This window comes from Noviherbaspirillum humi, assembly GCF_900188095.1.
Taxonomy (GTDB): Bacteria; Pseudomonadota; Gammaproteobacteria; order Burkholderiales; family Burkholderiaceae_D; genus Noviherbaspirillum; species Noviherbaspirillum humi.
In genome coordinates this window covers 47,611-71,433 of record NZ_FZOT01000003.1, presented here as the reverse complement: position 1 = coordinate 71,433, position 23,823 = coordinate 47,611, and the positions used below count along the sequence as shown (strand labels likewise).

Here is a 23,823-nt window from a genome sequence, read left to right as displayed (position 1 = left end):
CAAGCCACCCCATCACTCAAGGAAACGAGGTCCCCATGTCCCTGCTGAAAAAACTGATCGTCGCCCTGTCCATCGCCGCTGCGCCGGCGGCGGCGCTGGCCCAGGCCTATCCCGCCAAGCCCATCCGGGTGGTGGTGCCCTATTCGCCGGGCGGCGGCGCCGACAACGCCGCCCGCATCATCGCCACCCGGCTGTCGACGGCGCTGGGGCAGCCGGTCGTGATCGACAACCGGCCCGGCGGCAGCGGCATGATCGGCGCCCAGCTGGTGGCCCAGGCGGAAGGCGACGGCTACACCCTGCTGTACGACGCATCGGCCTTCGCGGTCAATCCGGCCCTGCGCAAGATGTCTTTCGATCCGGCCAGGGACCTCGTGCCGGTATCGCTGGCGGTGACGGTGCCGAATATCTTCGTGGTGCCGCCTTCCGCGCCCTACAAGACGGTGCAGGAGTTCGTCGACTATGCGCGCAAGCATCCGGGCGAGCTCAGCTATGCGTCCTACGGCGCCGGCAGCGCGGCGCACCTGATCGGCGAACTGCTCAAGAACCAGGCCAAGATCGATCTGCTGCATGTGCCTTACAAGGGCGGCGCGCCGGCGCTGACCGACGTGATGGGCGGCCAGGTGAATTCCTACTTCGCCAATGCCGCCTCCGGCATGAGCTATGTGAAGTCGGGCAAGCTGCGCGCGCTGGCGGTGACTTCGGGCAAGCGCATGGCGGCGCTGCCGGACGTGCCGACCCTGGCGGAAAGCGGCTTCAAGAACTTCGAGGTGCTGGAGTGGAACGGCTTCTTCGTTCCCAAGGGCACGCCGAAGGATGTCGTGGCGAAGCTGGGCAGGGAGATCCAGGCCGCGATCAAGGACCCGGGCACGCGCCAGAAGCTGGAAGGCCTGGGCGTCGATCCGGTCGGCAGTTCACCGGACGAGTTCGCCCGCTTCGTGCAGTCCGAGATGTCGCGCTGGGGCGCCCTCGTCAAGAGCAACAAGATCACCGTGGATTGAAACGCCGGGCAGGGCGGTCGGCGCGGGAAACGCCGCACTTTCAGTCGGTCAGGCGCGCGTCCGGTCTGCGGTCATCTCGAGCCAGTCAAGCTCTTCCTCGATCTGATGAAAGGCATCGTCGCCGATCTCGCCCTTGTCCCGCATGTTCAGCGCCGCCTGGCGCGCCGCCCGGATCGCGCGCCGATGGAGATGGTTGTGGATCACCATGGCGTCGTCGGGCTCGGCCTCGGGCCGTTCGTATTTCATGTGCACGGCGAGCTTGTGGCGCAGCGCCTTCGCCGCCGCCGACTCTTCGCGGGCGACGCTGTCCAGTCCGGCCTGATAGGCGCTTTCGCGGGCCGCGCTGAATTCCCGGTGCACCGGATCGTCGTCATGCAGATCGAGGGCGCGCAGCAAGGGCTTGAGGGTCAATCCCTGTATCACCAGCGTGCCGAGCACCACGGCGGAAGCGGTGAGCGTGATCAGGTCCCGATAGGGAAAGGTCGCCGGCAGCGCCATCGCCGCCGCCAGGGTGACGATGCCGCGCATGCCGGCCCAGGAGATGAGCAGCCCGCTGCCGACGCTGGGGCGGAGCATGGGTCGCGGGGGATGGAAGCCGTCGCGCTCGTGCCGCCGGCGCACGAGCGCGTTGAAGGGCATGTGCCAGGCCGGGCGCGCCACGATCACCGTCAGCAGGACGGCCCCGGCGACGGCGAGATACTGGTTGCGCACGGCGGGTTCCAGGCTTTCGAGGATGGGCCGGGCTTGCAGGCCGATGAAGATGAAGGCCAGGATGTTCAGCGCAAAGACGACGGTTTGCCAGACGGCATTCGTCGGAATGCGGGAGCGGGCCGGCAGCCGGCCCGGCGCTACCCGCGCCAGGGCGATGGCATAGCAAACCATGGTGAGCACTGGCGACAGGCCCGCGCGCTCGGCCAGGATCCAGACGCCGAAGGTGCACAGGAACTGGAGGATGATCGCCGTCGGCACGTGCGCCACCCGTTCCATGACGCGCAGCGTCATCCATCCCAGCGCGGGTCCGACGAGCACGCTGCCGGCGACCGACAGCAGGAAGGCGGGAACCACCTGCCCGATGCCGAAGCCGTCCTGCCCGGCGGCGCCGACCGCAAGGCGAAAAATCAGCAATGCGCTCGCATCGTTGAGCAGGCTTTCGCCTTCGAGGATGGTGAGGATGCGATGCGGCGGCCGCAGTTGACGAAGCACCGCGGTGGCGGCCACCGCATCCGGCGGCGCCACGATCGCGCCCAGGGCGATCGCCGCCGCCCACGGCATCGCCGGCACCAGCCAGTGGACCACCACCGCCACTGCCGCCGTGGTGAAGATCACCGCGAAGACGACCAGCCCGGCGAGGGGCCGCCAGTTGTCCTTCAAGTCCCGGAACGAGGCGTCATAGGCGGCATCGAGCAGCACCGGCGCCACGAACAGGGCCAGCGCCAGTTCCGGCGGCAGGGTGAAGGTTGGCGCGATGGGCAGGAAGGCGAGCAAGGCGCCGCCGATAGCGAGAAACACTGGATAGGGCGCGCCGACGCGGCGTGCCGCCGCAGCCAGGATGACGGCGGCCAGGAACAGCACGAGTACCTGCTCGAGTGCGTGCATGGCGTCGAATGATGAGGGGACGGGAAGCGCGAAATTGCCGCAGGTTAGTGCGCCGTACTTGACGATCGTTCAATGCCGGGACGCGCATGCCGCTTCATGGCCTGGACAGGTTGGCCGGGATTGTCGGCAGGCAAGCGAAGTTGAGCCCGACCCCGCCTGCCTCAGCGGCCAAGCGAGTAGAACTCCGCGTTGGGGCGCATGCTGCTCACATTGGCGAGGCGGTTGGACATGCCGAAGAAGGCGGCAATGCCGGCGATATCCCACATGTCCTCCTCGCTGAATCCATGCTGCTTCAGCGTCTCGAAATCGGGCTCGCCGGTCAGGTGAGCCGCCTGGGACACCTTCATCGCGAAATCCAGCATGGCTTTCTGGCGGTCGGTGATGTCGGCCTTGCGGTAGTTGCTTGCGATCTGGTCGGCAATCAACGGATTCTTGGCGCGGACCCGCAGGATGGCGCCATGCGCGATCACGCAATACTGGCACTGGTTGGCGCTGCTGGTCGCGACGACGATCATTTCCCGCTCGGCCTTGCTCAGGTTGCCCGGCTTGTCCATCAGCGCATCGTGATAGGCGAAGAATGCGCGGAACTCGTCGGGCCGATGGGCCAGCGCCAGAAAGACATTGGGAATGAATCCCGACTTTTCCTGCACCGCCATGATCCGGTCGCGGATGTCGGCGGGCATGTCCGCCAATTCGGGAACGGGGAAGCGGCTGATTGCATGCGTGTCTGCCTGTGCCATGTGTCTTCCTTTGAGTGGTAGGGCAAAGCGGTCGGGCTGCGCTGCAAGGGTATCATCAGACTGTTCCCTGCGCCGCAGTGGCGTCATCCTGAAAGACTTCGAATCGGCCTGCGAGCGCATCGGCATGCCGGCCCTGGTCATCCAGGTGATCACGGGCGCGTGGATGGCCTGTTCCATCCAGCCCGACGTCGCCGCCTGGTTCAAGTTCGCCTCGCCGCCGGCGACGCTGATCCTGTCTTAGTTCACCCAGGAGAACAGCCGCTTCGGCAGGATGGGCTGGCTTTCCGACGGCGGCAGCGGCGTCGAGATGAAGAAGCCCTGCACCTCGTCGCATTGCAGCTCCTTCAGCTTTCTGACTTGTTCCATCGTCTCGACGCCCTCGGCCACGACCCGCATGCCGAGTGCATGGGCCATGGTGATGATGGCGTTGAAGAACACGGCGCCCTCCCGGGTCGCTTCCAGTTCCGCGGTGAAGGCGCGATCGACCTTGAGCACGTCGAAGTCCAGCCGCTGCAGTTGCGACAGCGAGGAGTAACCGGTGCCGAAGTCATCGACGGCGAGATTGATGCCCATGGCCTGGATCGCCTTGAGCGCCTCCGACACTTCCTGGCAGTCGCCGGTCATGGAGGATTCGGTCAGCTCGATCTCGACCAGGTGGGCCGGAACCTGGTGCCGCTGCAGCGCCTCCGACAGGCGTTCCGCCACCCGCGCTTCATTGAACTGCCTGGCCGAAACATTGATCGATACCGGAACCAGTTCCTGGCCGCGGCTCAGCCAGAAGGCAAGCTGCGCGCACACCTTGTCGATCACGAGTTCGCCCAGCTGCACGATCAGCCCGGACTCTTCGGCGAGCGGCACGAATTCGACCGGTTCGACGATGCCGCGGTTGGGATGCGCCCAGCGCACCAGGGCTTCCATGCTGCAGGTGACGCCGGTGGAGATGTCGACCCGCGGCTGGTAGTACATCACGAACTGGTCCTGGTCGACCGCATGCCGCAGTTCCGCTTCGCGGCTGTGGCGCGCCCGGATCGCATCATAGAAGCGGGCGTCGAAGAAGCGGTAGTCATGCTTGCCGGCGGTCTTGGCCGAGTACATCGCGATGTCGGCATGGTTGAGCAGGGTCTTCGCGTCCATGCCGTCATCCGGGTAGACGCTGATGCCGATCGAGGCGCCGACCGAGAAGATGCCCTTCGTGATGCGAAAGTTTTCGCCGAATGCGCCCAGGATGCGCTGGGCGATCGGCGCCGCCGCGCCCTTGCCGGCCAGATTCTCGGTGATGACGACGAATTCATCGCCGCCGATGCGCACCACATGATCGCCGGGACGCACCGCGAGCCGGATGCGCCTGGCCGCCGCCTTCAGCAGTTCATCGCCGGCTTCATGGCCGGCACTGTCGTTGACCACCTTGAATCCATCCAGATCGACGAACAGCACGCCCACCGTCGATCCCTGGGCTGACGCATGCTCCAGCGCCTGCGGCAGGAACGCCGACAGCCAATGGCGGTTCGGCATGCCGGTCAGCGCATCCTCATTGCCCTTGCGTTCGAGCGCCTGCACGTGCTCCCGCTCCGCCGTGACGTCCTGCAAGGTGACGGCCAGCATGCTGCCGGAGCGGACCGCGCGCACGTGAAACCATTTCGACAGCCGCGGCGCATGGAAGTCATCCTCGAAGATGCCGGCTTGCACCGCCTGCGCGAGGCAATGCATGGCGACCGGGCGCAGCTCGTCGTCGGATGCGTAGAGGTCGGATACGCTCCGTCCTATCATTCTGTCCGGCGTGGTGGCGTAGAACTCGGCGCCGGTCTGGTTGCAGTCGATGATGCGGAAATCGGCGATGCGGCCGTCGGCCGCATGAATCGGCCGCACGATATAAAAGCCTTCATTGCCTTCCTCGGTGGCGATGCGGTAGGCCGCCTGTATCACCTGCAGCTGGTGCTTGCGCCACGCGAGGCGCAGCGACAGCGCCATCGCGATCAGCGTGAAGAGCGCCAGGATGGCGGTATTCTGGATGCCGCGCGCCATCGCGTTTTCGCGCATGCTCCGGTAGGGCGCCAGGGTAGTGGCCTCGTCCAGGGCCATCACCGCGACCAGCGGGTATCCCGCCACCTGATGCCAGCCGACATAGCGGTTGCGTCCGTCCTCGAACCAAGCCGGACCCGGCGCTTTGGCGCTGCCGCCGGCCGAGGCAAACAGCGTCTGCCTGGCGGGCAATCCGAAGAGCGCGACGCGCTTGATCGCATGGTTGTGCCAGTCCGATACCGTGCCGCCGACGCGCAGCGCCCGTATTTCCCGGTCGGTGCCGACCACCGCCATCATGCCGTGCTTCGCCAGCGTCACCTCGTCATAGCTGGCGGTCAGGTACTCCGGTGCCACCGACAGGCGCACCACGCCGTCGAAGCTGCCATCGGCGCTGCTGAGGCGGCGCGAGAAATGGACCACCGCGCGCCGGGTGGAGCGGCCCTCGGCCGCTTCGCCTATGTACAGTTCGTCCTTGTCCGCCGCCTGCTGAACGAAGAAATAGGGGCGGTCGGCGAGCTGGGCGTTTTCCGAAACGCCGAGGGTGTTGAAGACGCCGATGCCATCGCGGTCGACGATGCCGACGTTGAAATAGACACTCGAGGGAAGGATGCCCTCGGCCCGGCTGGCTTCGAGGTCGAGATGGCGGCCATTCAGTTTCCACTCATAGCGGATGTGCAGCAGCATGTGATCCATGGCCTCGACCGTGCGTGTCAGCTGGTCGGCATAGCCGCGCGCCAGGATGGCGGCTTCCTCGAGCGCATGCCGCTCCGTGCTTGCCAGTTCCCGTTCCAGGGAGTTGAGCAGCGCCAGCCAGCCGATGATGCCAACCACCACAGCCGCCAGCGGCCAGAAGACCACCAGGCGCCAGTTGCCGCGCAAGAACGCAAAGCGCTCGCTGAGGCGTTGGGATGTCTGGAGCAGGTAGCGCAGAAGACCCTGGTAGTGGTGGATGGGCATGCTCGACGCCTGTAATGGCACTCGTTATCCGTTTCCGCCCTGAATGTCCTTTTGTCCCGCGCCGCCGTGACCGCTCGGGATTGCGCACCATGCTAGCGCGTTACCGCACCGCCATGCTGATTTTTTCCAAGAAGTGACCTGATAGGCGGCGCATGGATCGTGGCGCCATAGATCGGCGGAAAAGGAGAAGCGGTACGGCACGATTTTCGACATGGTTGCGAGGCGACCGCAAATAAGACCACCTCTCTCCGGCCCCTTTGCCGCAGGCGATTACGGCAGGAGCCGATGCCCGCAAACATCATTTTCTATGGTCGCGGGGGCGCAACTTTCAAGCCATTTTCAAGTCTCAATACTGTATGCATGTACAGCCTTTATCGGAGGAATCATGGTCGTATATGACGACATTCACAGCATGGAGATCGATGAAGAAGGCCGGCTGGTCCGGCGCAATTACAAGTGGGTGGCGCGCGTCGTTCGCCATGAAGAGGAGGATGGCTGGTGTGTCCACTTGACGAAGAACGGGGCGGATGAACCGAGCCTGGTGGTTCGCTGGGAAACGGAGAAGGACCGCTCGACGCCGAAGCAGCTCGATGAAGCTTCGTTCACCGCCCTGGTGCGGGCGGCCGACGGCCTGGAGCGGCGCCATCGGGAGCGGATCGAAGCCGCGCGCAGAAAGTCCGTCATCGTGGATGGCGACGAGGGAGAGGTCGACGTGCAGTTGCTGGTGATACCGGACGACGATGATCCGCATGCCGTGCTGACGGCATGCGGCCGAGGCGGGGAGAGGCTGGCTTCGGAAATCGTGCCGGCAGACTTCCGGATGACCAGGGACAACGCTGCCAGATGGGTGCGAAGCGGATTTCGGGTCCAGGTATGGACGGCGGAATAGCGATTGCGCGAGCCGGCCATCCGTTGTCGTCCCGCCGGCCGCCGGCGCTGTGGCTGAACGGGGTCCGGTGCAGCGGGACGCCGTTCAGCCGCGGAGCGCGGCGGCGCGATCCGTGTCAGCCATGGTGCCGGTGTTCCATCCGGTGCCGGGACGCCTCATCGAAGGCCTTCTTCTGCTCGGGCGACAGGATGCCGTAGAACTCCTTGGTCGCCGCAATGCGCTCGGCCATGCGCTGCTCATGCTGCCGCATCATGTCGAGCCGCCGCTCCATCCGCTGCGGCGTGGTCAAGGCATTGAGTTCGTCTGCGCTGGGCCGCTGCGGCTGCGAGGCCGGACGCATGCGGGCGATATAGGCGTTCCATGCCGGTTCCTGGGCCGGCGTCAGCTTGAGCTTGTCGTGCAACTCGGCGGCGCGCTTCTGCATGCGCTCCTGGAAGCGCTGCCCGAATTGGCCGTTGGCACCGCCGCGCTGATTTGCGCTGCCGCTGTCCTGGGCTGCGGCAAGCGATCCGGCACCGATGGCAAGGGAAGCCAGAACGATCAATAGGGGGTTGCGAATCGATTTCATGATTTCTCCGTTGATGTCATGTCCGTGAACCAAGGGCGGATGCCCGTTCTGTCACGGTGTCCATCTTCGCGTGTCCATGTAAGCCGCCGATGTCGGTAGGTATCGGCGCGTATCAACCGGAAGCGGATTTGTATCAATGCATGACGCATGCAACCAATCCGCTGCTGCACCATTTCCTGTAAGCCGGTTGAATGATGCGGGACTAATCGGCGGTGGCGTGAGCCGCCTGGGCCAGGATCACCTGACGCTTGCCAGCCTGTTTGGCCTTGTACATAGCGGTGTCCGCGGCAAACAGCAGTTCCTGCATCGTGGCGCCGCTTTCCGGGTAGCAGGCTACGCCAATGCTGGCGGACACGGTCGCCACCTTGCCGGCGATGTCGTATTCGGCGGAAACGGTTTCGAGCAGGTTTTGCGCCAATGCCTCGGCTTTGTCGGGCAGGACGGAGATCAGCATGACCGCGAACTCGTCGCCCCCCAGCCGTGCCACCACGTCCGACTCCCGGACGCTGGCGCGCAGCCGCGTCGATGCCTGATACAGCAGGTCGTCGCCTGCCGCATGCCCATAGGTGTCATTGACTTCCTTGAAACCGTCGAGGTCGATGAAAAGCACGGCGACATGGGTGCCGTTTCTTCCGGCCAGGGCCAGCTGGCTGTTGACCAGTTCCTGAAACAGGCCGCGGTTGGCCAGGCCGGTGAGGACGTCGTGATTGGCTTGGTACCGCGCAATTTCCAGCATCCGCGATGCCCGAGTCAGCGCCTTTCCGACTTCGTCCGCTTCCCTCAAGTCCAGCGCCGGCATGACGATCTTCTCGCCTTCCCCCAGGGCCAGGGCGGGCTCGATGAGTCCGGTGACCGACCGGGCAAGCCGCTTGGCGATGGTCCTTGCAAAGGCAAGGCTCAGCGCGAACAGGACGATGGCGCCCAGGGCCAGCCAGCCGACTTGCCGCCACAGCGCCGCGTTCAGGCTGGATGTGGGCAAGCCGATCGCCACCGACCATTTTGTGGCCGGAGAACGGCTGTAGATGCCCAGCACCGAGACGCCTTCGCTGGTCGATCCGTAGAAATAGCCCTCGTTGTTCGTTGCGAGCGCATTGCCGAGGTTGGGCGCCGCCGAGCGGCCCATGAAGCGGCTCATCTCGTGGGTGCGCGAGACGATGACATTATTCTCGTCAAGAATGGCGGTGATCCAGTCGTCAGGCAATTGCTGCTGGCTGAGCAGGGTGTTGAGCCGCCAGGGCGATATGCCCGCACTCAGGTTGTATACATGCCGATTGTCTCGCCATACCGGAACGGTGATCGAAATCATTGGCCGCATCGACACCTTGCCGGTGAAGAGGCCGGACACGACCGCCTCCTTCCTGTCGCTGAGAAGCTGGCGGGTCGCCGGTGTATTGAAGGGCGGCAGGGCAGCGCCGAAGGGCCGCAGGGTATTGAACACTTGGTTGCCCTGTGGATCGCTGAGCACGATGTTCTCGATCTGGCCGCTCAGCATTTCCTGCGCCTGCTCGTAAAAACGCTGCAGATCGTTGTCGGCAATGGCGGGCGATGTGGCCAGGGCCCGCAGGGTGGCCTCCACGCTGGCGAAATCCTTGTCCACCAGCGACGTCATTGCCCTGGCTGTCGTGATGTGGTGGTCGATCAGCTTGGCGCGCGCCTGATGGTAATCGAACACCAGCAGCCCGATCACGATCAGCAGTGCCGGAACGATGAACACGGCAGCAAGCTGATTGATGCGGGAGCGGACGGAGGGAACGGAACCTGTTGCCATTGATTACTTGTGTTGTCTAAAAGCGCATTGCGCAAACTTCGCATTTCAGGGGGAGCGCAACGCCGCCTGCTTGGAAACCGGCCAGCGCCTTTGGTTTTGCCTGGCGGCTCGATTTCGCGGAATAAGTCCTGAGCATGAAGAACTCGGCCGACATGCCCTGCGCTGCCATGTCGACGGCGTGGTCAAACATTGTAAGCTGTCCTGACTAATTAACCGCTTTCCGGGAGCGATGTTGTTCCGCCGTGCGCCTTTGCGCAGCTGCCGAACCGGATAGCCCGAAAGCACCGCTGCGGCGAATTTGGCAGTCATCAAGCCCTGGACGACGACGCCTTGTTGCGTCACAAGCGCTTGCGCTGCCCAGAAAGGCGGGATTCCGATACCATGGGCTGATCGGGGCCGGAGCAGGCAAGCAATTGGCCATCCCGGACCGGCAATCTTTGCAACACCAGGAGGGCTGAACATGTTGGCTTCACCAGGCACGACAACCGCTCCCTCGGCTGCCGCGCTGCAGCGCGATGCCAAGGCGCTGGCGCAGGCGGCGCGACGCTTTGCGCAAAAGCCCGGCAGCGACGATGCGGGCGAATTCGAAGCCCTGCTGCAGCGGGTGCTGTCGCGTCCCGAACCCTACGAATCCGACGTCATCAGCGAGGCGGTGAACCTGCTGCTGTCGAGCGGTCATGATGACTGCATCGCGTGGCTGCTGGAAGAAGTCGAAATGGAGTCCGAGCTGCAGTTCATCAGGCTCGGCAAGTCCGGGCCGACCCGGGCGTGCGTGCTGTTCGCCATTCCGGTCGTTTTCCCCGCCTTTACCGAGCCTTCGGCCACGCCGGTCAACTCGGCTGCGTTCCAGGAGCTGCACGACATCCTGGAAGAACAGGGCATCATCGGCGAAGAGGCCCGGTTCCGGCTGCTGCCGCGGCTGTTCACCCCACAGGAACTGCGCGGGCGGCCCTATGGCGACTTCATGCGCCTGACGCGGCATCTCGCGGTTCAATTGGCCCAGCCGCACGAGACCGATGTTTCGGCCGATGGCGAAGCCTTTCCGCCGCCCGCCGTTGTCATGACGCCATTGCAGGCCGCCCCTTATGTCACCCTGCGTTACCTGGTGGGACTGGCGCTGACAACCGAGGAAGGGCTGAATGAACTGTTCCCGCCCCTCGATGACGATGCCGACGAAGGCGGCGAGACCGCTGGAGATGGCAATGCTCCTGGCCAGGCGCCGGGCCGGGCGCTGGCCCAAGCCATCGAAGACTGGAGCGGGGCCATGCAAGGCGTGCTCGATGTGGGCGCGCCCATGGGGCTGCATGCGGATGTGCGCTTCGGGTTCGAGCTGGCGCGCGAGCACAATTGCCGCCTGCAGCTGAAGGCCGCGCTCGACAACGCCGCGCTGACCCTTGCGGACGCCGCGCTGGCGGAGTTTCCGCTCGCCGGCGAGGATGGCGAGGTCATCGGCATACGCTTGCTCCTGCTGGACGGCGACGACAGGGCGCTGGAGGAAATGCCGTGGCTGACCCTGCCGCACGAATCGCTCGATGAGGCCATCGACAAGCTGCACCTGGTGCTGACCGAAGAAGGATACGCGCCGGCGGACGAGTTGCTGTCGGGCGACGGCCATACGGCTTCCTATCTGCTGCATTAGGAACCGGTCAGCGGCATCCCATCCGGCGCCTTCCCCGGCGCCTGGGCGCCTTCCCTGTCACCATCCTGAAGCGTCCGGGCCGGTGTGAGCGGTCGGCTCATGCCTTCCCGAACGAAACATCGCCCGGCGAACGCATGGGTTGCCGGCAGGCGGTCGAGATCAAACTTGTCCTTGACCTTCCCGCCATGGGAAGGCTTAGATTGCCAATTCCGCGTTCCGGTATACTTGGACAGTGATGACCCGCCTTCTCAAGACACTGCTGCTCTGGCTCCTGATGGCCGCCCTTCCCCTGCAGGGGCTGGCCGCGGTCGTTAAGTCGGCGTGCGCGCCGGCGGAACACGCGACAATGATCGCGGCCAATGCCGATGCCGGCCATCGGCACGCTGCCGGAACGGCGCATCACCATCACGACGGGGCCGAGGCGTCCGCCCACGGCGCGGCGCATGACACCGTCAAGGCGGCGAAGGCGGAAGCGCCCGCGCACAAGCACGCTTCCTGCAGCGCATGCGCGACCTGCTGCGTCGGCGCGCTTGCGCCTCCCACACCTTCTCTTACGACCCCGGATCATGCAGGGTCGGAACTCGTTGTCCTTTCCCCTCCCGCACTCGCCGTCGCTCATTTGACGGCCGGTCAGGAACGACCTCCCAAACCGGTTTCCGCTTGATCGACGCAGGGCTTGCGGCGAACGGCCTATCGCGCCGGCGCTGCAAGGCTTGCCGCAGTGCGTGCCTTCGCATGCCCCATTCATCGATTGCGAGGAAATCATGTCCCTTTCCAAATGGCTGGCGGTGTTTGCCGTGGCGAGCTTGCCGCCGGCTTGCTCCGCCGAACAGAAGCAACTGTTTGATCCATCCGACCCCAGCGCCCCGGTGCCGCCGGTCGCTTACGCCTCCGTACTCAGCGGCTATCGAACCGCTGCCCATGAGCCGACGGCGCCCGATGCCGCATGGCGCGCCGCCAATGCGGCCATCGCTGCGGCCGGCGAGCAGGGCGGCCATGCTGAACACGCGGTGCAGGGCGGCAATGGCGGTGCTGAAGCAGTCAAGGCTGCGCCGGCGCAGGCGAATCCCCATGCCAGCCAACCGGGTGACGCCGGCCATCACGGCCGCCATCGCCACCGCCCTGAAGGAAAATGATGATGCGCTTTCCATCATCAGCGCTACGGGCGAAACGTCTTTTCATCGCCATCTCGGCCACGCTGCTGGCCGGCTGTGCAAGCTTTTCGGCCGATGGCGGCATGGACGACGTCTCCGAACTGACCAGGCAGCGCACCGGCCAAGCCGTTCAGCGCGACGGCGCGGCGGAGGCTTCTGCGGTCAGCCGGGAGACGCTTTTCGCTCTGCTGGCCGAACCGCTGATGCCCGATTCGGCGGTGCGGATCGCCCTGTTGAACAACAAGGGCCTGCAAGCTTCCTTCGCCGAACTGGGCATTGCCGAAGCCAGCCTGGTACAGGCCGGCCGGCTGCGCAATCCCGGCTTTTCCTTCGGCCACATCCGCGGCGGCAATGAGATCGAGATCGACCGCAGCGTGATGTTCGACCTTGTCGGCCTGCTCACCATGCCGGTACGACGGGGCATCGAACAACGCCGCTTCGAGCAGGCCAAGCTGTTCGCCGCCTCGCAGGCGGTTGCGCTGGCTGCCGCCACGCGCCGGGCCTATTTCAATGCCGTCGCCGCCCAGCAGGCGGCCCGGTATGCGCAGCAGGTGGCGGAGGCCGCCGAGGCGACGTCGGAACTGGCGCAACGGATGGCGAAGAGCGGCAACCGAAGCAAGCTCGACCAGGCGCGGGAACAGGCCTTCCATGCAGATGCCGTCGCACAGCTGGCGCGCAGCCGGCACAATGCCACCGCTGCCCGCGAACAGCTCACCCGCCTGCTGGGGTTGTGGGGCGCCGATGCCGGCTACCAGTTGCCCGAGCGGCTGCCCGATCTGCCCAAGGCGCCGAGTGAAAGCAGCCAGGTCGAAGCCCAGGCCATGGCGCAGCGGCTCGACGTGCAGATGGCGCGCCAAGGGGCGCAGGCGACTGCCAGCGCGCTTGGCCTGAGCCGCGCCACCCGCTTCATCGACGTGTTCGAAGCCGGCTATGCCAACAAGAGCACCAGCGACGCGCCGCGCGCCAACGGCTACGAAGTGTCGCTCGAGCTGCCGCTGTTCGACTGGGGCGGCGCCCGCGTCGCGCGGGCCGAGGCGCTCTACATGCAGGCCGTGCAGCGCACCGCCGACATCGCCATCCGCGCCCGCTCCGAAGTGCGGGAAGCCTATTCGGCCTACCGCACCGGCTACGACGTCGCCAGGCACTACCGCGACGAAGTGGTGCCGCTGCGAAAAAAGATTTCGGATGAAGTGCTGCTGCGTTATAACGGCATGCTCGCCAGCGTGTTCGAACTGCTGGCCGACGCCCGCGATCAGGTGAGCGCGGTCAATCGCGCCATCGACGCGCAGCGGGATTTCTGGATCGCCGAAACCGACCTGCAGGCCGCCATCAATGGCAGCGGCGGCGCAAGCACACCGTTACGCAGCCCGGCGGCATCGAGCGAGCCGACTGCGCAAGCACATTAGGAACGAGGAAAACAACATGGTCTCTCGACGAAATTTCTTTGCCGGCGCCGCTGCCATGGTGGGCGCCGGGCTGGTGAGCCGCGTCGGCGCAGCGTCCCTGCCCGAGGCGGTCGTGGCCACCGGGCCCGGCACCCAGGCGCCGCTGGCGCCCAATACCGGCCGGCCCTATAACCCGGTGGTCACCCTCAACGGCTGGTCGCTGCCGTGGCGCATGAACCGCGGCGTCAAGGAGTTCCACCTGGTGGCCGAGCCGGTGGTGCGCGAAATCGCGCCCGGCATGAAGGCCAACCTGTGGGGCTATAACGGCCAATCGCCGGGACCGACCATCGAAGTGGTGGAGGGCGACCAGGTGCGCATCTTCGTCACCAACCGGCTTCCCGAGAACACCAGCATCCACTGGCACGGCCAGCGCCTGCCAAACGGCATGGATGGCGTCACCGGGCTGACCCAGCCGGGCATCCCGCCCGGCAAGACCTTCGTCTACGAATTCGTGGCGAAGCGCGCCGGCACCTTCATGTACCACCCGCATGGGGACGAGATGGTGCAGATGGCCATGGGGATGATGGGTTCCTGGGTGACGCATCCGAAGAACCCGGACGTCATGCGGGTGGACCGCGACTTCGTGCTCCTGCTCGCCGCCTACGACATCGAGCCGGGCAGCTTCGTGCCGAAGGTGAACACCATGCTCGACTTCAACCTGTGGACCATGAACAGCCGGGTCTTCCCCGGCGTGGACAGCATGAACGTGCGCCAGGGCGACAAGGTGCGCATGCGCATAGGCAACCTCACCATGACCAATCACCCGATGCACATCCATGGACATGAGTTCGTCGTGGCCGGCACCGATGGCGGATGGATCCGGCCGGAGGCGCGCTGGCCGGAAGTGGTGGCGGATATCGGCGTCGGCCAGATGCGGGCGCTGGAATTCGTCGCCGACGAACCGGGCGACTGGGCCTTCCACTGCCACAAATCGCACCATACGATGAACGCCATGGGCCACAACGTGCCAACCATGATAGGCGTGAGCCAGCAGGGCATCGCCGAGAAGATCAACAAGCTCATTCCGGATTACATGGCGATGGGCGAGAAGGGCGGTTCGATGGGCGGCATGGAGATGCCGCTGCCGGAAAACACCTTGCCGATGATGAGCGGCGACGGGCCCTTCGGCGGCATCGAAATGGGCGGCATGATGACGCTGATCAAGGTGCGCCGCGACCAGAAGCCGGGCGACTACAGCGACCCCGGCTGGTACCGGCATCCGAAAGGCACGGTGGCCTATGAATGGACCGGCGAGGCGCCGGCCGCGTCCAAGGCTCCCGGCGATGATGCGGCCAAGCCCGGCGTCGAACTGAAGGCTCGCAGGCCGCAGGGCCACGATCATCATTGATATGGCGGGCGCGATGCAAAAGTTTGCGCCTGACCGGTGTTGGCTAAGTCCACGACATGAAACAAGAAAGGAACCTCATGAAATCCCTTGTCAAGGCGATGTTCGCGGCATCCGCGCTCCTGTCGTCCATGCCGCACCTCCATGCGCAAACCCCGCAGGCCGGAACCGCCGCGCCATCCGAAGCGATGTCGCAAGGCGAGGTGATCAGGATTGACCGGAGCGCAGGCAGGCTCACCATCAAGCATGGCCCGCTGAAGAATATCGGCATGGATGCGATGACGATGGTGTTCCGCGTCAAGGATCCCGCCATGCTGGAGCAGGTCAAGCCCGGCGACAAAATCAACTTCGTCGCCGAAAAGCCGAATGGCCAACTCACGGTCACCCGTCTCGAAAGGCAGGAGTGATGATCGGGACGGGATAATTCGCGAGCAAATCGCCGCAGGCCGGTGAAGGGGCCGGACGGCGCCGCCGGTCATGGTTGCATTGGCGCGGAATGCGCCATTGTTTGGACCTCTAGGGGTTACGGAAGAAATGTGGGGGGGCACCGTTTTACATAATCCAAGTTATGCGTAAATTCAATGTAGAGCCCGAATTAGAATGTCTCGATCTAGCCAAATCAGAATGTCTCGATTTTCGCCACGCCCGCCCAGTCTGCCATCGACCGCTTAACGGGGCTCCGCCCGGTTATTTCGCCGTGCCAATTCACGGTCGAGCGCATTGGCGAACCGCTGTCGATCGGCCTGGCTGAAGGCAGCCGGACCGCCCGTGTCCACGCCGCTGCCGCGCAGCTCATCCATGAAGGCCCGCATCGTCAGCTGCTGCGCGATGGTGTCGCTGGTGTACCACTCGCCGCGCGGATTGAGCGGCAGCCCGCCCTTTTCCAGCACCTGCGCAGCCAGCGGAATGTCGCCGGTCACCACGATGTCGCCGGAGGCGACGCGCGCGACGATTTCGGCGTCGGCCGCGTCGGCGCCCGCCGGAACCTGCAGCGCGCGGATGAAGCGCGAGCCGGGCACGCGCATCAGCCGGTTCGCGACCAGCGTGACGTCGAGCTGTAGCCGTTCGGCCACGCGGAAAAGGATGTCTTTGATGACGGCCGGACAGGCGTCGGCGTCGACCCAGATGTGCATGGCAAGTCGCTTGAAATCGGTGGAATGCCCCATTGTAGCCGCCTGGCCGCACCGATTCGACAGCTGCTGCCCCACATACGCGGTCGCCGAACCCGTCTTCACTCGCTTCACCATGCCGGTCCGCCTTGTCGCTGGCCCCCGCTCTGCCTCGAGGCGGTTCTCGACAGGGGCCGGTCATCACGGACGAGCCGCGTGCGCTGCTTTACTCGTACGGGCAAATCAATCCTGCGTCCGCACAATGAAGCCGTAAGAAGGTCGAGGTACTATTTTGTCGTTCCGATTCGGTGAGGAAGCGACATGACTGCAATCAGGCTGGCTTCACGGTGGGCGTTGTCAACGGTTCTGGCCATTGGTCTGGCTGGATGCGGTGGCGGAGATGGCGCGGTCAGCATGGCCGCGAGTGCCACTCCGGCTTCCTCGCAGGCAACGATGCTGGCCGCCACTTCGGCCAACCCCGCGACCATAAAGCTCAAGCGCTATCAGATCGATCCGGCGAAGATCTTCGTCGCCGGCATTTCCTCCGGCGGCTTCGCGGCGGTGCAAATGCATATGGCTCACTCGGCGACCTTCAGGGGCGCTGCGATCTACGCGGGGGGCGTCTACTGGTGCGCCGGCGCTGGCGGCGCTGCGACGGCGCTGTTGAACTGCGGCGGCCAGACGCTGCCGACGAACCAAGCCTCCTATAACAGCACGCTGGCGGCATCCGAGGCCTACCTCGACATGCAGTCCTCCCTGGGAACGATCGACCCGTCGTCGAACCTGCGCGGCCAGCCTGTCTACCTCTGGTCCGGCACCCAGGACACGGTGGTCAATCCGCTGGAGATGGCCGATCTCAACACGGAGTACAAACACTACGGCGCCAAGGTTCACTTCGATAACACCTTCCCGGCCGCGCATGGCTGGGAGTCGCCCAACGGCGAACTTTCCTGCGGCACCCTCGACAGTCCCTTCATGGTGAATTGCCTGCTCAACGGCGCATCCTATGATTCGGTCAAGACTTGGCTGACGATGTTTCTCGGAAAGCTGAATCCGCGAAACAACGGCAAGCTGAACGGAACGCTTTACGCATTCGACCAAACCGAGTTCGGCGCCTCGCCCAACGTGTCGATGAGTTCGACGGGAAGCGTTTTTGTTCCCAAGGCCTGCGAGCAAGGGAAAACCTGCGGCTTCGTGCTTGCGCTCCATGGCTGCAAGCAGGAGGCGGCACGCATCGGCAATCGCTGGGTCACCGAGGCTGGCATCAATGAATGGGCCGACACGAACCAGCTCGTCGTCGTGTACCCCGACACGATAGCCTCCTCCGCCCCGGGTCCGACCAATCCGAACGCATGCTTCGATTGGTGGGGCTACTCCAACCAGGTCGATCCGAACTATGCCCTCAAGAGCGGCTTGCAGATGTCGGTGCTTTACGCCATGGTGCAGCGGGTGACCGGACGGCCGTAGCGTTCGGAGCCGTTCGCTTCGGCTCGAGCCGGCGCGCCAACCCCATGCTAGGATCGTTGGCATCCTGGTGCCAGGCAGGCGTCCCGGCCGGAGTCGCCGCCGCAGATGGCAATCAAGGTCTTCGAATGAAAACACCACGACAAGGAGACACCATGCCGAAAGCCGCCCCCAGCCTTCATCGTCGCCGCCTGCTCGCGGTTCTGGCAGGCGCATCGCTGATCTTCTCCGGCACTGCCGCTCACGCGCAGGCAACCGCCTACCCGAATAAGCCGATCAAGCTGGTGGTCGGCTTCGCGCCAGGCGGCGGGTCCGACTTCATCGCCCGCATCGTGGCCAAGCGGCTGCAGGACAAGCTGGGCCAACCGGTCATCGTCGAGAACCGGCCGGGCGCGGGCGGCAACCTCGGCGCCGAGGTTGCGCTCAAGTCGCCAGGCGATGGCTATACCCTGTTCCTCGCGGCGGCGAGCTATACCGTCAATGCGAGCCTCTACAAGCTCGGCTTCGATCCGGTCAAGGACATGACGCCGATCGCGCAGCTGGCGCGCGGGCCTTTCATCATCGCGGTCAATCCGCAGTTGCCGGTGAATTCGCTCAAGGATCTCGTGGCGGCCGCGAAGAAGGAGCCGAACAAGATCTTCTATGCGTCGGCGGGCAATGGCAGCATCACCCATATCGTGTCCGAGTATTTCCTGGCCACCGCCAGCATCGAGATGTCTCATGTTCCCTACAAGGGCACGGCGCCCGCGCTGACCGACACGATAGCCGGGCAGACCCAGGTCGTGTTCGGCACGCCGGCGTCGACCCTCCCCTTCGTCAAGTCTGGCCAGCTGAAGGCGCTGGCCGTCTCCACCCCGTCGCGCCTGCCCGCCCTGCCCAATGTGCCCACGGTAAAGGAAGCCGGTTTTCCGACTTACGAGGTGACGAACTGGCACGGCATTATCGGTCCCAAGGGGATACCGGCTGACATCGTGGCCAAGCTCAACAAGGCGATCAATGAATCGCTCAACGGCGCCAACATGGAGACCCAGCTGGAATCCGATGGATTGAAGCCGGCCAGCGGCACGCCGGAGGAATTTGGGGCGCTGATCGGTAGCGAGATCGAGCGCTGGGGCAAGCTCGTGAAGGCGCGCGGCATCAGGCTGGACTGACGGCGCGGGAGGCTTCACCATGGATGCGCGCCGCATCGTGCCGCGAATGCCGCACGCGGCGCTGCATGCCCGCGCGCCGAAGCGGCTTTCGCGTGACTGATTCCGCTTAACGCGCCTGGAACACGAGGCAAGTGGTGGTGCCGTGCGCGTATAGCGTGCCGTCCGGGCCGACGATGCGCGCTTCGGCGGTCGCCATCTGGCGCCCGCAATGGATCACATTGCCGATCGCCCGGAGCGGACCGGTTTTCTCCGTGGCGGCGCGCACGACATTGACGCTCAACTCCACCGTCGTGTACGCCTGTCCCTGCGGCAGCATGGTTTGCACCGCGCACCCCAGCGCCGAATCGAGCAGGGTTGCATACCAGCCGCCGTGCACCGTGCCGAGCGGATTGTAATGCTTGACCTGCGGCGTTCCCTGGAAAATCGCCTGGCCCTGGGTCGCATGGACCAGCCAGAAGCTCAGGGTTTCCGAGATGGGTGGAAAGGGCAGCTCGCCGTCGAGGATGCCCTGAATGATTTCCAGACCCGTCTTGCCGGCGACGCTCTCCCGCGTTGCCACGCCGGGCTTGTCCTGGCGCGCCCGAACGCGCCGCTGGACGGTATCGAGTTCCGCATTCCACTGGGCGAGGGTCTCTTCTGCATTCATTCGACATCTCCTTTGGCGGCTGATGAGGCGTGGTTGATTTTGCATCCGGAGTGTAGCAGCTGCCGCGATGCCGCTGCCGGACAGCCGCTTGGGAAATGCTGAGCGAAGCGGCAAGCCGCCGCAGCGCGCACCTATTCGATCGACGTGGCCGGATCGAGGGTCCCCTGCCGGCGCAGCTGGTCGAGCCGCTGCCGCTGCTGCGGCGTCAGCAAGGCGATCACTTCGCTCTCGCTTCTTGCCCTGACGAGGGCGATCTCCGCCATGGCGGCGCCGAGCCTGTCGGTATGGGGCTTGGCCTGCGTGTCGTGGAATTGGCCGTTCCGAGTCAGCGCAGCGAGCGCCGTCTTTGCCGAAGCAAGCGTCCGGTACAGATCATTCAAGCGCGCCGCCTGGTTGCGGCCGATGTTTTGTATCTGCTCCCGCTGCATATCGGAGACATGCAGCGCGCGGAACACCGGATGCATGGCGGCACTGCTCCGTGCGGGTGGCGGGGCTTCATCTCCCGACAGCGAAGACGATGCGACTTGGGTCGCCGCCGGAATATTCGCCGCAGCTGGCGCATGGGGCGCTGCCGCGATGGCGATGGCGGGCTCGTTTGCCTTTGCCGGCGCGCCCGCCTTGTGGACGGCGATCGATACGGGTACGGCCGAGAGGGCAAGCAACGCCGTGGCCAGGATGCTGCGGTGGAGAGTGGATGAGTGTGATCGCTTCATTGATACCTCCCTGATGCTAAGCGATGAAACCAGGATGCGTTGAAGTCCGATAAGGCTCCCTGACGGGTTAACGCTATAAGGGTGGCCGACTGCGCATGCGGCCATGCATTGCCCGTCAACCCGGGTACGCTGCCCGGGCGGTTGCGGCGGGAATGTCAGGAGCAAATGTATTGCAGGAAAGCGACATTTCCGTGCTGCTATTACATGCGGTTACGCTTCTTACGAAGTGGCGCCACACGGAATTTTCGATTTCTGTTGGCAAATCGAGTAATTCATTTTGTCAACGTGCTCGCGCGGCTGCCATGCCTCTGCTGGCGGGTGGTGATTTTCACATCACGACCGATTCAGAGGCTGCTTCCCTCACGCTCCATCGACGAAATGTAGACGTCTGGGGCTGCTTCTGGCCGGGCGAACCTTGCCGCCCGCATTGGTTCCATGTTTTCTCATGAGCGCGATCAAGCAACCTTGACTGGTCGCGATGTTCCCGTATTCAAGATGACGGCCATCAATATAGTCATCAATTGCATATCGATAATCTATTTAACCAAAGGTTACAGAACAGCTGCATCACCGCCGTCACGCCAGCGCTCATCGAAACAGGAGTAAGCATGCGTCATCTTGCATTCATGATTGCCTTCACTGCGAACGCCGCATTTGCTCATCAACTCGGCCCTGGGACTCAGCTGACCGCACTGCCTGGAGAGGCGCATCGAGCGGGCACGCAAGCGCAAGGCGTGAAGGCAGGCGCCGCCAAGACCGGTGAGGCAGAGCGCCCCCGGTTTTGCGTCAAGACCCCGGCCGGCAAGGTGAATTGCGCCTTCCTGCCTTATACGGGCGGGCATTGATCTAGGGCTGAATCGAGGCATGGCCGCCCGACTGACGGGCCGCTCCAGCGCATTTCAAATCAACGCGAATAACGACCGATGACCACGAGCCCGAATGCGCGGCCGCTGATGCGTGCCGCTATAAGTATGCTTTGCCTGCTGCTGTCCGCCTGCGGCGGCGGATCGGCAACGCAGGAGGTGCCGGCCAGGACGTCCGGCACCGCCTCCGCGGCGAGCACCGGCGATCCTGCCGAAAAGGCGGCTGCGCCGTTCGTGCTGGTGAGCGCCAATGCCAGCGGCAGTCATGGAACGTACTCCAGAGCCGGATTCATCGATTCGGCCAATCCGTTCTTCAAGCCGATCGGCAATGGCCGCAGCTGCGCAAGCTGCCATGACGCCAGGGATGGCTGGTCGCTTACGCCCGCCAGCGTGCAAGCCAGGTATCTCGCGTCGAACGGCGCCGATCCGCTGTTCCTGCCGCTCGACGGCGCCACCTCTCCGCAGGCGGATGTATCGAGCGACGAGGCGCGCCGCCTTGCCTATCGCCTGCTGCTCGAAAAAGGGCTGATCCGCATCGGCATGAAAGTGCCGGCCGCTGCCGACTTCGAGCTCGCCGGCGTGGACGACCCCTATCGCTTCGCCGGCGACAAGGAGCTGTCCCTGTTCCGCCGGCCGCTGCCCTCCACCAACCTGAGTTTCCAATCGACCGTCATGTGGGATGGACGGGAAACCCATCTCGCACCGGACTCGGCGCAATGCATGTTGAACGCCGCCCGCTGCTATGCCGGGCCTGCGGTCGATCTCGCGCTGCAAGCCAACAACGCCGCCCTGGGACATGCGCAGGCCGGCGCCGAACTCAGCGCGGCAGATCAGGCTGCCATCGTTGCCTTCGAGTCCGGCCTGTTCACGGCCCAGGTGTTTGATGCCGGCGCCCGCAACCTGGCCGGAATCGGCGGGCGCGGCGGTCCGCTCGCGCTTGCCGGCGTTGCCTATTATTTCGGCATCAACGATCTGGTGGATGGCGACTACCGCACCCGGGCGCCATTCACCGACAAGGTGATGAGCCTTTACAGCGGATGGGCCCTCGCCAATCCGCCGGTCGATGCCGACGTGGCGCCCGAGGACGCAGCCAGGGTGGCTGGCGCACGGCTCGCCATCGCGCGCGGTCAGGCGCTGTTCAACCAGCGCGAGATGTCGATCGGCGGCGTCAAGGGCTTGCCCGGCACGCTGGTCAGGGGATCATGCGCCACCTGCCACAGCGCGCCCGAGGCGGGCAGCCATTCGGTGCCGCTGCTGCTGGACATAGGCGTGTCGGATGGCGCGCGCCGGACCGCGGATCTGCCCCTGTACACATTGAAGAACAAGACCACCGGCGAGGTGCTGGAAACCACCGACCCGGGCGCAGCGCTGGCCAGCGGCAGGTGGAGCGACATCGGCAAATTCAAGGTGCCGATTCTGAGAGCGCTGGCGGCGAGACCGCCCTATTTCCACAACGGCTCGGCCAAGGATTTGCGTGAAGTCGTGGACTTTTACAACCAGCGGTTTCAGATGCACCTGTCGCCGCAGGAAATCGCCGATCTGACGGCGTTTCTGAAAGCCTTGTAAGCGTTGATCGATGTGAGCGGCGGTTCTGCAGTGGCGTGAAAGCCGCTCGACCGGCGCCGAGGATTTCCATTGTTTGTCATCTCCAGCCGGCCCTGCCGTCGGACGGCTGAGCTCATTCTGATGAAAGCCAATTTGCCGATAAAGGGAACGCCATGAAGCATGAGGAAGAAAGAATTCCGGCGAAGCGCCGGCGTGAAGCCATGTTTTGCTTGCATCACCCATTCCTGCTGATTGCCGTCGCATGGAGCCTTTCCGCCTGTGGCGGCGGAGGCGGTGCTGGCGGTACGGGCGGCACAGGCGGTATTGGAGGCGGAGGCGCGGCGACGGCTGGCTCGGAAGCCGCTTCCCCCGTCGCCTTGAAGAACAACGGCAGTCAATCCGGCGCCGAGTCGACGCAGCAGACCGGCACTGCCACGCCGCCAGCGGCCAGCCAGCCGGAAGCCGCGCCGCCCGAACCGACCGCGCCGACCAAGCCCATGGGCGAATGGTCGCCGGTGTATGAATGGCCGCAGGTGGCGGTGAATCTGACCCTGCTGCCGGATGCGCGATTGATCAGCTGGTCCTCCCGATACGACGACCATTCGCCCAACGCCGGCAACAGCGCCGAGGTCTACATGATGGAGGTCCCCATCGGCGGGACGCCGACCAATCCGGTCTACCTGCCGAATCCCAATACCAAGCTGTTCTGCAGCGGCCAGACTTTTCTTCCCGACGGCCGTCTGCTGGTGACCGGCGGCGAGACTGCCTTCGGCGGTTCCGCCGACACCAATATCTTCGATTACCGCACCAACACCTGGCAGCAGGTCGAAGGCATGAGCGGTCCGCGCTGGTATCCGACCAGCACCATGCTGGCCAACGGCGAAATCCTCACGCTCGGCGGCATCATGGATGCGACCAAGCAGGACACCAATCTCCTGCCGCAGGTATGGAAGACCACCGGCGGCTGGCGCAATCTGACCAACGCTCAATACGACGTCGGCATGTATCCCCGCATGCATCTGGCGCCGAACGGCCAGGTGTTCATGGCCGGCATCGATCCGCTGACCCGCTATCTCGACACCAGCGGCAATGGCAAATGGACGGACGTGGCGGTGCAGAATTTCGACATGCAAGCCCGCGACTACGGCTCGTCCGTGATGTATGGCGACGGCAAGGTCCTGGTGATGGGGGGGAGGCGATCCGCCGACTAATAC

Annotated in this window: 22 protein-coding genes; 13 read left to right on the top strand and 9 right to left on the bottom strand. The window is 64.6% G+C overall.

Features of this window, described 5'->3' with window-relative positions:
• Positions 1-35: 35 nt before the first annotated feature.
• Entirely contained in the window at positions 36-998 is a 963-nt protein-coding gene (locus tag CHB88_RS06810) for a tripartite tricarboxylate transporter substrate binding protein (protein ID WP_089398570.1), read from the top strand.
• Between the two features lie 48 nt (positions 999-1,046).
• Here CHB88_RS06810 and CHB88_RS06805 read toward each other — a convergent pair whose 3' ends face one another.
• From CHB88_RS06805 to CHB88_RS06795, 3 genes are all read right to left on the bottom strand, one after another.
• Positions 1,047-2,594 (bottom strand): cation:proton antiporter, encoded by a 1,548-nt coding sequence (locus CHB88_RS06805; protein WP_089398569.1) that lies wholly within the window; start codon positions 2,592-2,594, stop codon positions 1,047-1,049.
• 161 nt (positions 2,595-2,755) lie between these two features.
• Positions 2,756-3,334, bottom strand: a complete 579-nt coding sequence (locus tag CHB88_RS06800; RefSeq protein ID WP_089398568.1) for a peroxidase-related enzyme — start codon at positions 3,332-3,334, stop codon at positions 2,756-2,758.
• 237 nt (positions 3,335-3,571) lie between these two features.
• The gene (locus CHB88_RS06795; protein WP_089398567.1) at positions 3,572-6,310 is read right to left on the bottom strand and encodes a bifunctional diguanylate cyclase/phosphodiesterase; all 2,739 of its coding nucleotides are present in this window, start codon (positions 6,308-6,310) and stop codon (positions 3,572-3,574) included.
• A 412-nt stretch (positions 6,311-6,722) separates the two neighbouring features.
• Between CHB88_RS06795 and CHB88_RS06790 the strand changes: the two genes are divergently transcribed.
• A complete protein-coding gene (locus CHB88_RS06790; RefSeq protein ID WP_143131153.1) occupies positions 6,723-7,199 on the top strand; it encodes a hypothetical protein in 477 nt (158 codons plus the stop codon).
• 115 nt (positions 7,200-7,314) lie between these two features.
• On the opposite strand, the gene CHB88_RS06785 is transcribed toward CHB88_RS06790, so the two are convergent.
• The 3 genes from CHB88_RS06785 to CHB88_RS25095 form a co-directional block, all read right to left on the bottom strand.
• Complete coding sequence (locus CHB88_RS06785) at positions 7,315-7,767, bottom strand: Spy/CpxP family protein refolding chaperone (RefSeq protein WP_089398565.1); 453 nt, start codon at positions 7,765-7,767, stop codon at positions 7,315-7,317.
• 202 nt (positions 7,768-7,969) lie between these two features.
• The gene (locus CHB88_RS06780) at positions 7,970-9,535 is read right to left on the bottom strand and encodes a sensor domain-containing diguanylate cyclase (protein WP_089398564.1); all 1,566 of its coding nucleotides are present in this window, start codon (positions 9,533-9,535) and stop codon (positions 7,970-7,972) included.
• Between the two features lie 16 nt (positions 9,536-9,551).
• Positions 9,552-9,725, bottom strand: a complete 174-nt coding sequence (locus CHB88_RS25095; protein ID WP_176442353.1) for a hypothetical protein — start codon at positions 9,723-9,725, stop codon at positions 9,552-9,554.
• A gap of 270 nt (positions 9,726-9,995) precedes the next feature.
• On the opposite strand from CHB88_RS25095, the gene CHB88_RS06775 reads away from it, so the two are divergent.
• The 6 genes from CHB88_RS06775 (at position 9,996) to CHB88_RS06750 (ending at position 15,525) form a co-directional block, all read left to right on the top strand.
• Positions 9,996-11,174 (top strand): DUF2863 family protein, encoded by a 1,179-nt coding sequence (locus CHB88_RS06775; protein ID WP_089398563.1) that lies wholly within the window; start codon positions 9,996-9,998, stop codon positions 11,172-11,174.
• Between the two features lie 235 nt (positions 11,175-11,409).
• On the top strand, positions 11,410-11,838 hold the full coding sequence (locus tag CHB88_RS06770) for a hypothetical protein (RefSeq protein WP_089398562.1): 429 nt from the start codon (positions 11,410-11,412) through the stop codon (positions 11,836-11,838).
• Between the two features lie 100 nt (positions 11,839-11,938).
• The gene (locus CHB88_RS06765; protein ID WP_143131152.1) at positions 11,939-12,310 is read left to right on the top strand and encodes a hypothetical protein; all 372 of its coding nucleotides are present in this window, start codon (positions 11,939-11,941) and stop codon (positions 12,308-12,310) included.
• Complete coding sequence (locus CHB88_RS06760) at positions 12,310-13,734, top strand: TolC family protein (protein WP_089398560.1); 1,425 nt, start codon at positions 12,310-12,312, stop codon at positions 13,732-13,734. Before CHB88_RS06765 ends, CHB88_RS06760 begins: the two co-directional genes overlap by 1 nt.
• A gap of 16 nt (positions 13,735-13,750) precedes the next feature.
• Positions 13,751-15,121, top strand: a complete 1,371-nt coding sequence (locus CHB88_RS06755) for a multicopper oxidase family protein (protein ID WP_089398559.1) — start codon at positions 13,751-13,753, stop codon at positions 15,119-15,121.
• Positions 15,122-15,249: 128 nt separating this feature from the next.
• On the top strand, positions 15,250-15,525 hold the full coding sequence (locus tag CHB88_RS06750; RefSeq protein WP_245844826.1) for a copper-binding protein: 276 nt from the start codon (positions 15,250-15,252) through the stop codon (positions 15,523-15,525).
• A gap of 261 nt (positions 15,526-15,786) precedes the next feature.
• Here the strand turns inward: CHB88_RS06750 and CHB88_RS06745 are convergent, their stop codons facing one another.
• The gene (locus tag CHB88_RS06745) at positions 15,787-16,251 is read right to left on the bottom strand and encodes a YaiI/YqxD family protein (RefSeq protein ID WP_089398835.1); all 465 of its coding nucleotides are present in this window, start codon (positions 16,249-16,251) and stop codon (positions 15,787-15,789) included.
• 297 nt (positions 16,252-16,548) lie between these two features.
• On the opposite strand from CHB88_RS06745, the gene CHB88_RS06740 reads away from it, so the two are divergent.
• Together CHB88_RS06740 and CHB88_RS06735 are read left to right on the top strand one after the other, a co-directional pair.
• Positions 16,549-17,694 (top strand): extracellular catalytic domain type 2 short-chain-length polyhydroxyalkanoate depolymerase, encoded by a 1,146-nt coding sequence (locus CHB88_RS06740; RefSeq protein ID WP_089398557.1) that lies wholly within the window; start codon positions 16,549-16,551, stop codon positions 17,692-17,694.
• A gap of 152 nt (positions 17,695-17,846) precedes the next feature.
• The gene (locus tag CHB88_RS06735) at positions 17,847-18,842 is read left to right on the top strand and encodes a Bug family tripartite tricarboxylate transporter substrate binding protein (RefSeq protein ID WP_089398556.1); all 996 of its coding nucleotides are present in this window, start codon (positions 17,847-17,849) and stop codon (positions 18,840-18,842) included.
• Between the two features lie 106 nt (positions 18,843-18,948).
• On the opposite strand, the gene CHB88_RS06730 is transcribed toward CHB88_RS06735, so the two are convergent.
• Together CHB88_RS06730 and CHB88_RS24250 are read right to left on the bottom strand one after the other, a co-directional pair.
• Positions 18,949-19,488, bottom strand: coding sequence for a PaaI family thioesterase (locus CHB88_RS06730; protein ID WP_089398555.1), 540 nt, complete (start codon positions 19,486-19,488; stop codon positions 18,949-18,951).
• Positions 19,489-19,619: 131 nt separating this feature from the next.
• On the bottom strand, positions 19,620-20,201 hold the full coding sequence (locus CHB88_RS24250; RefSeq protein WP_143131151.1) for a Spy/CpxP family protein refolding chaperone: 582 nt from the start codon (positions 20,199-20,201) through the stop codon (positions 19,620-19,622).
• Positions 20,202-20,809: 608 nt separating this feature from the next.
• Between CHB88_RS24250 and CHB88_RS06715 the strand changes: the two genes are divergently transcribed.
• The 3 genes from CHB88_RS06715 to CHB88_RS06705 all read left to right on the top strand — a co-directional run bounded on the left by CHB88_RS06715 (position 20,810) and on the right by CHB88_RS06705 (position 23,820).
• Positions 20,810-21,046, top strand: a complete 237-nt coding sequence (locus CHB88_RS06715; protein WP_089398552.1) for a hypothetical protein — start codon at positions 20,810-20,812, stop codon at positions 21,044-21,046.
• A 78-nt stretch (positions 21,047-21,124) separates the two neighbouring features.
• A complete protein-coding gene (locus CHB88_RS06710; RefSeq protein ID WP_089398551.1) occupies positions 21,125-22,630 on the top strand; it encodes a cytochrome c peroxidase in 1,506 nt (501 codons plus the stop codon).
• A gap of 356 nt (positions 22,631-22,986) precedes the next feature.
• Entirely contained in the window at positions 22,987-23,820 is an 834-nt protein-coding gene (locus tag CHB88_RS06705; RefSeq protein WP_089398550.1) for a Kelch repeat-containing protein, read from the top strand.
• Positions 23,821-23,823 lie beyond the last annotated feature (3 nt).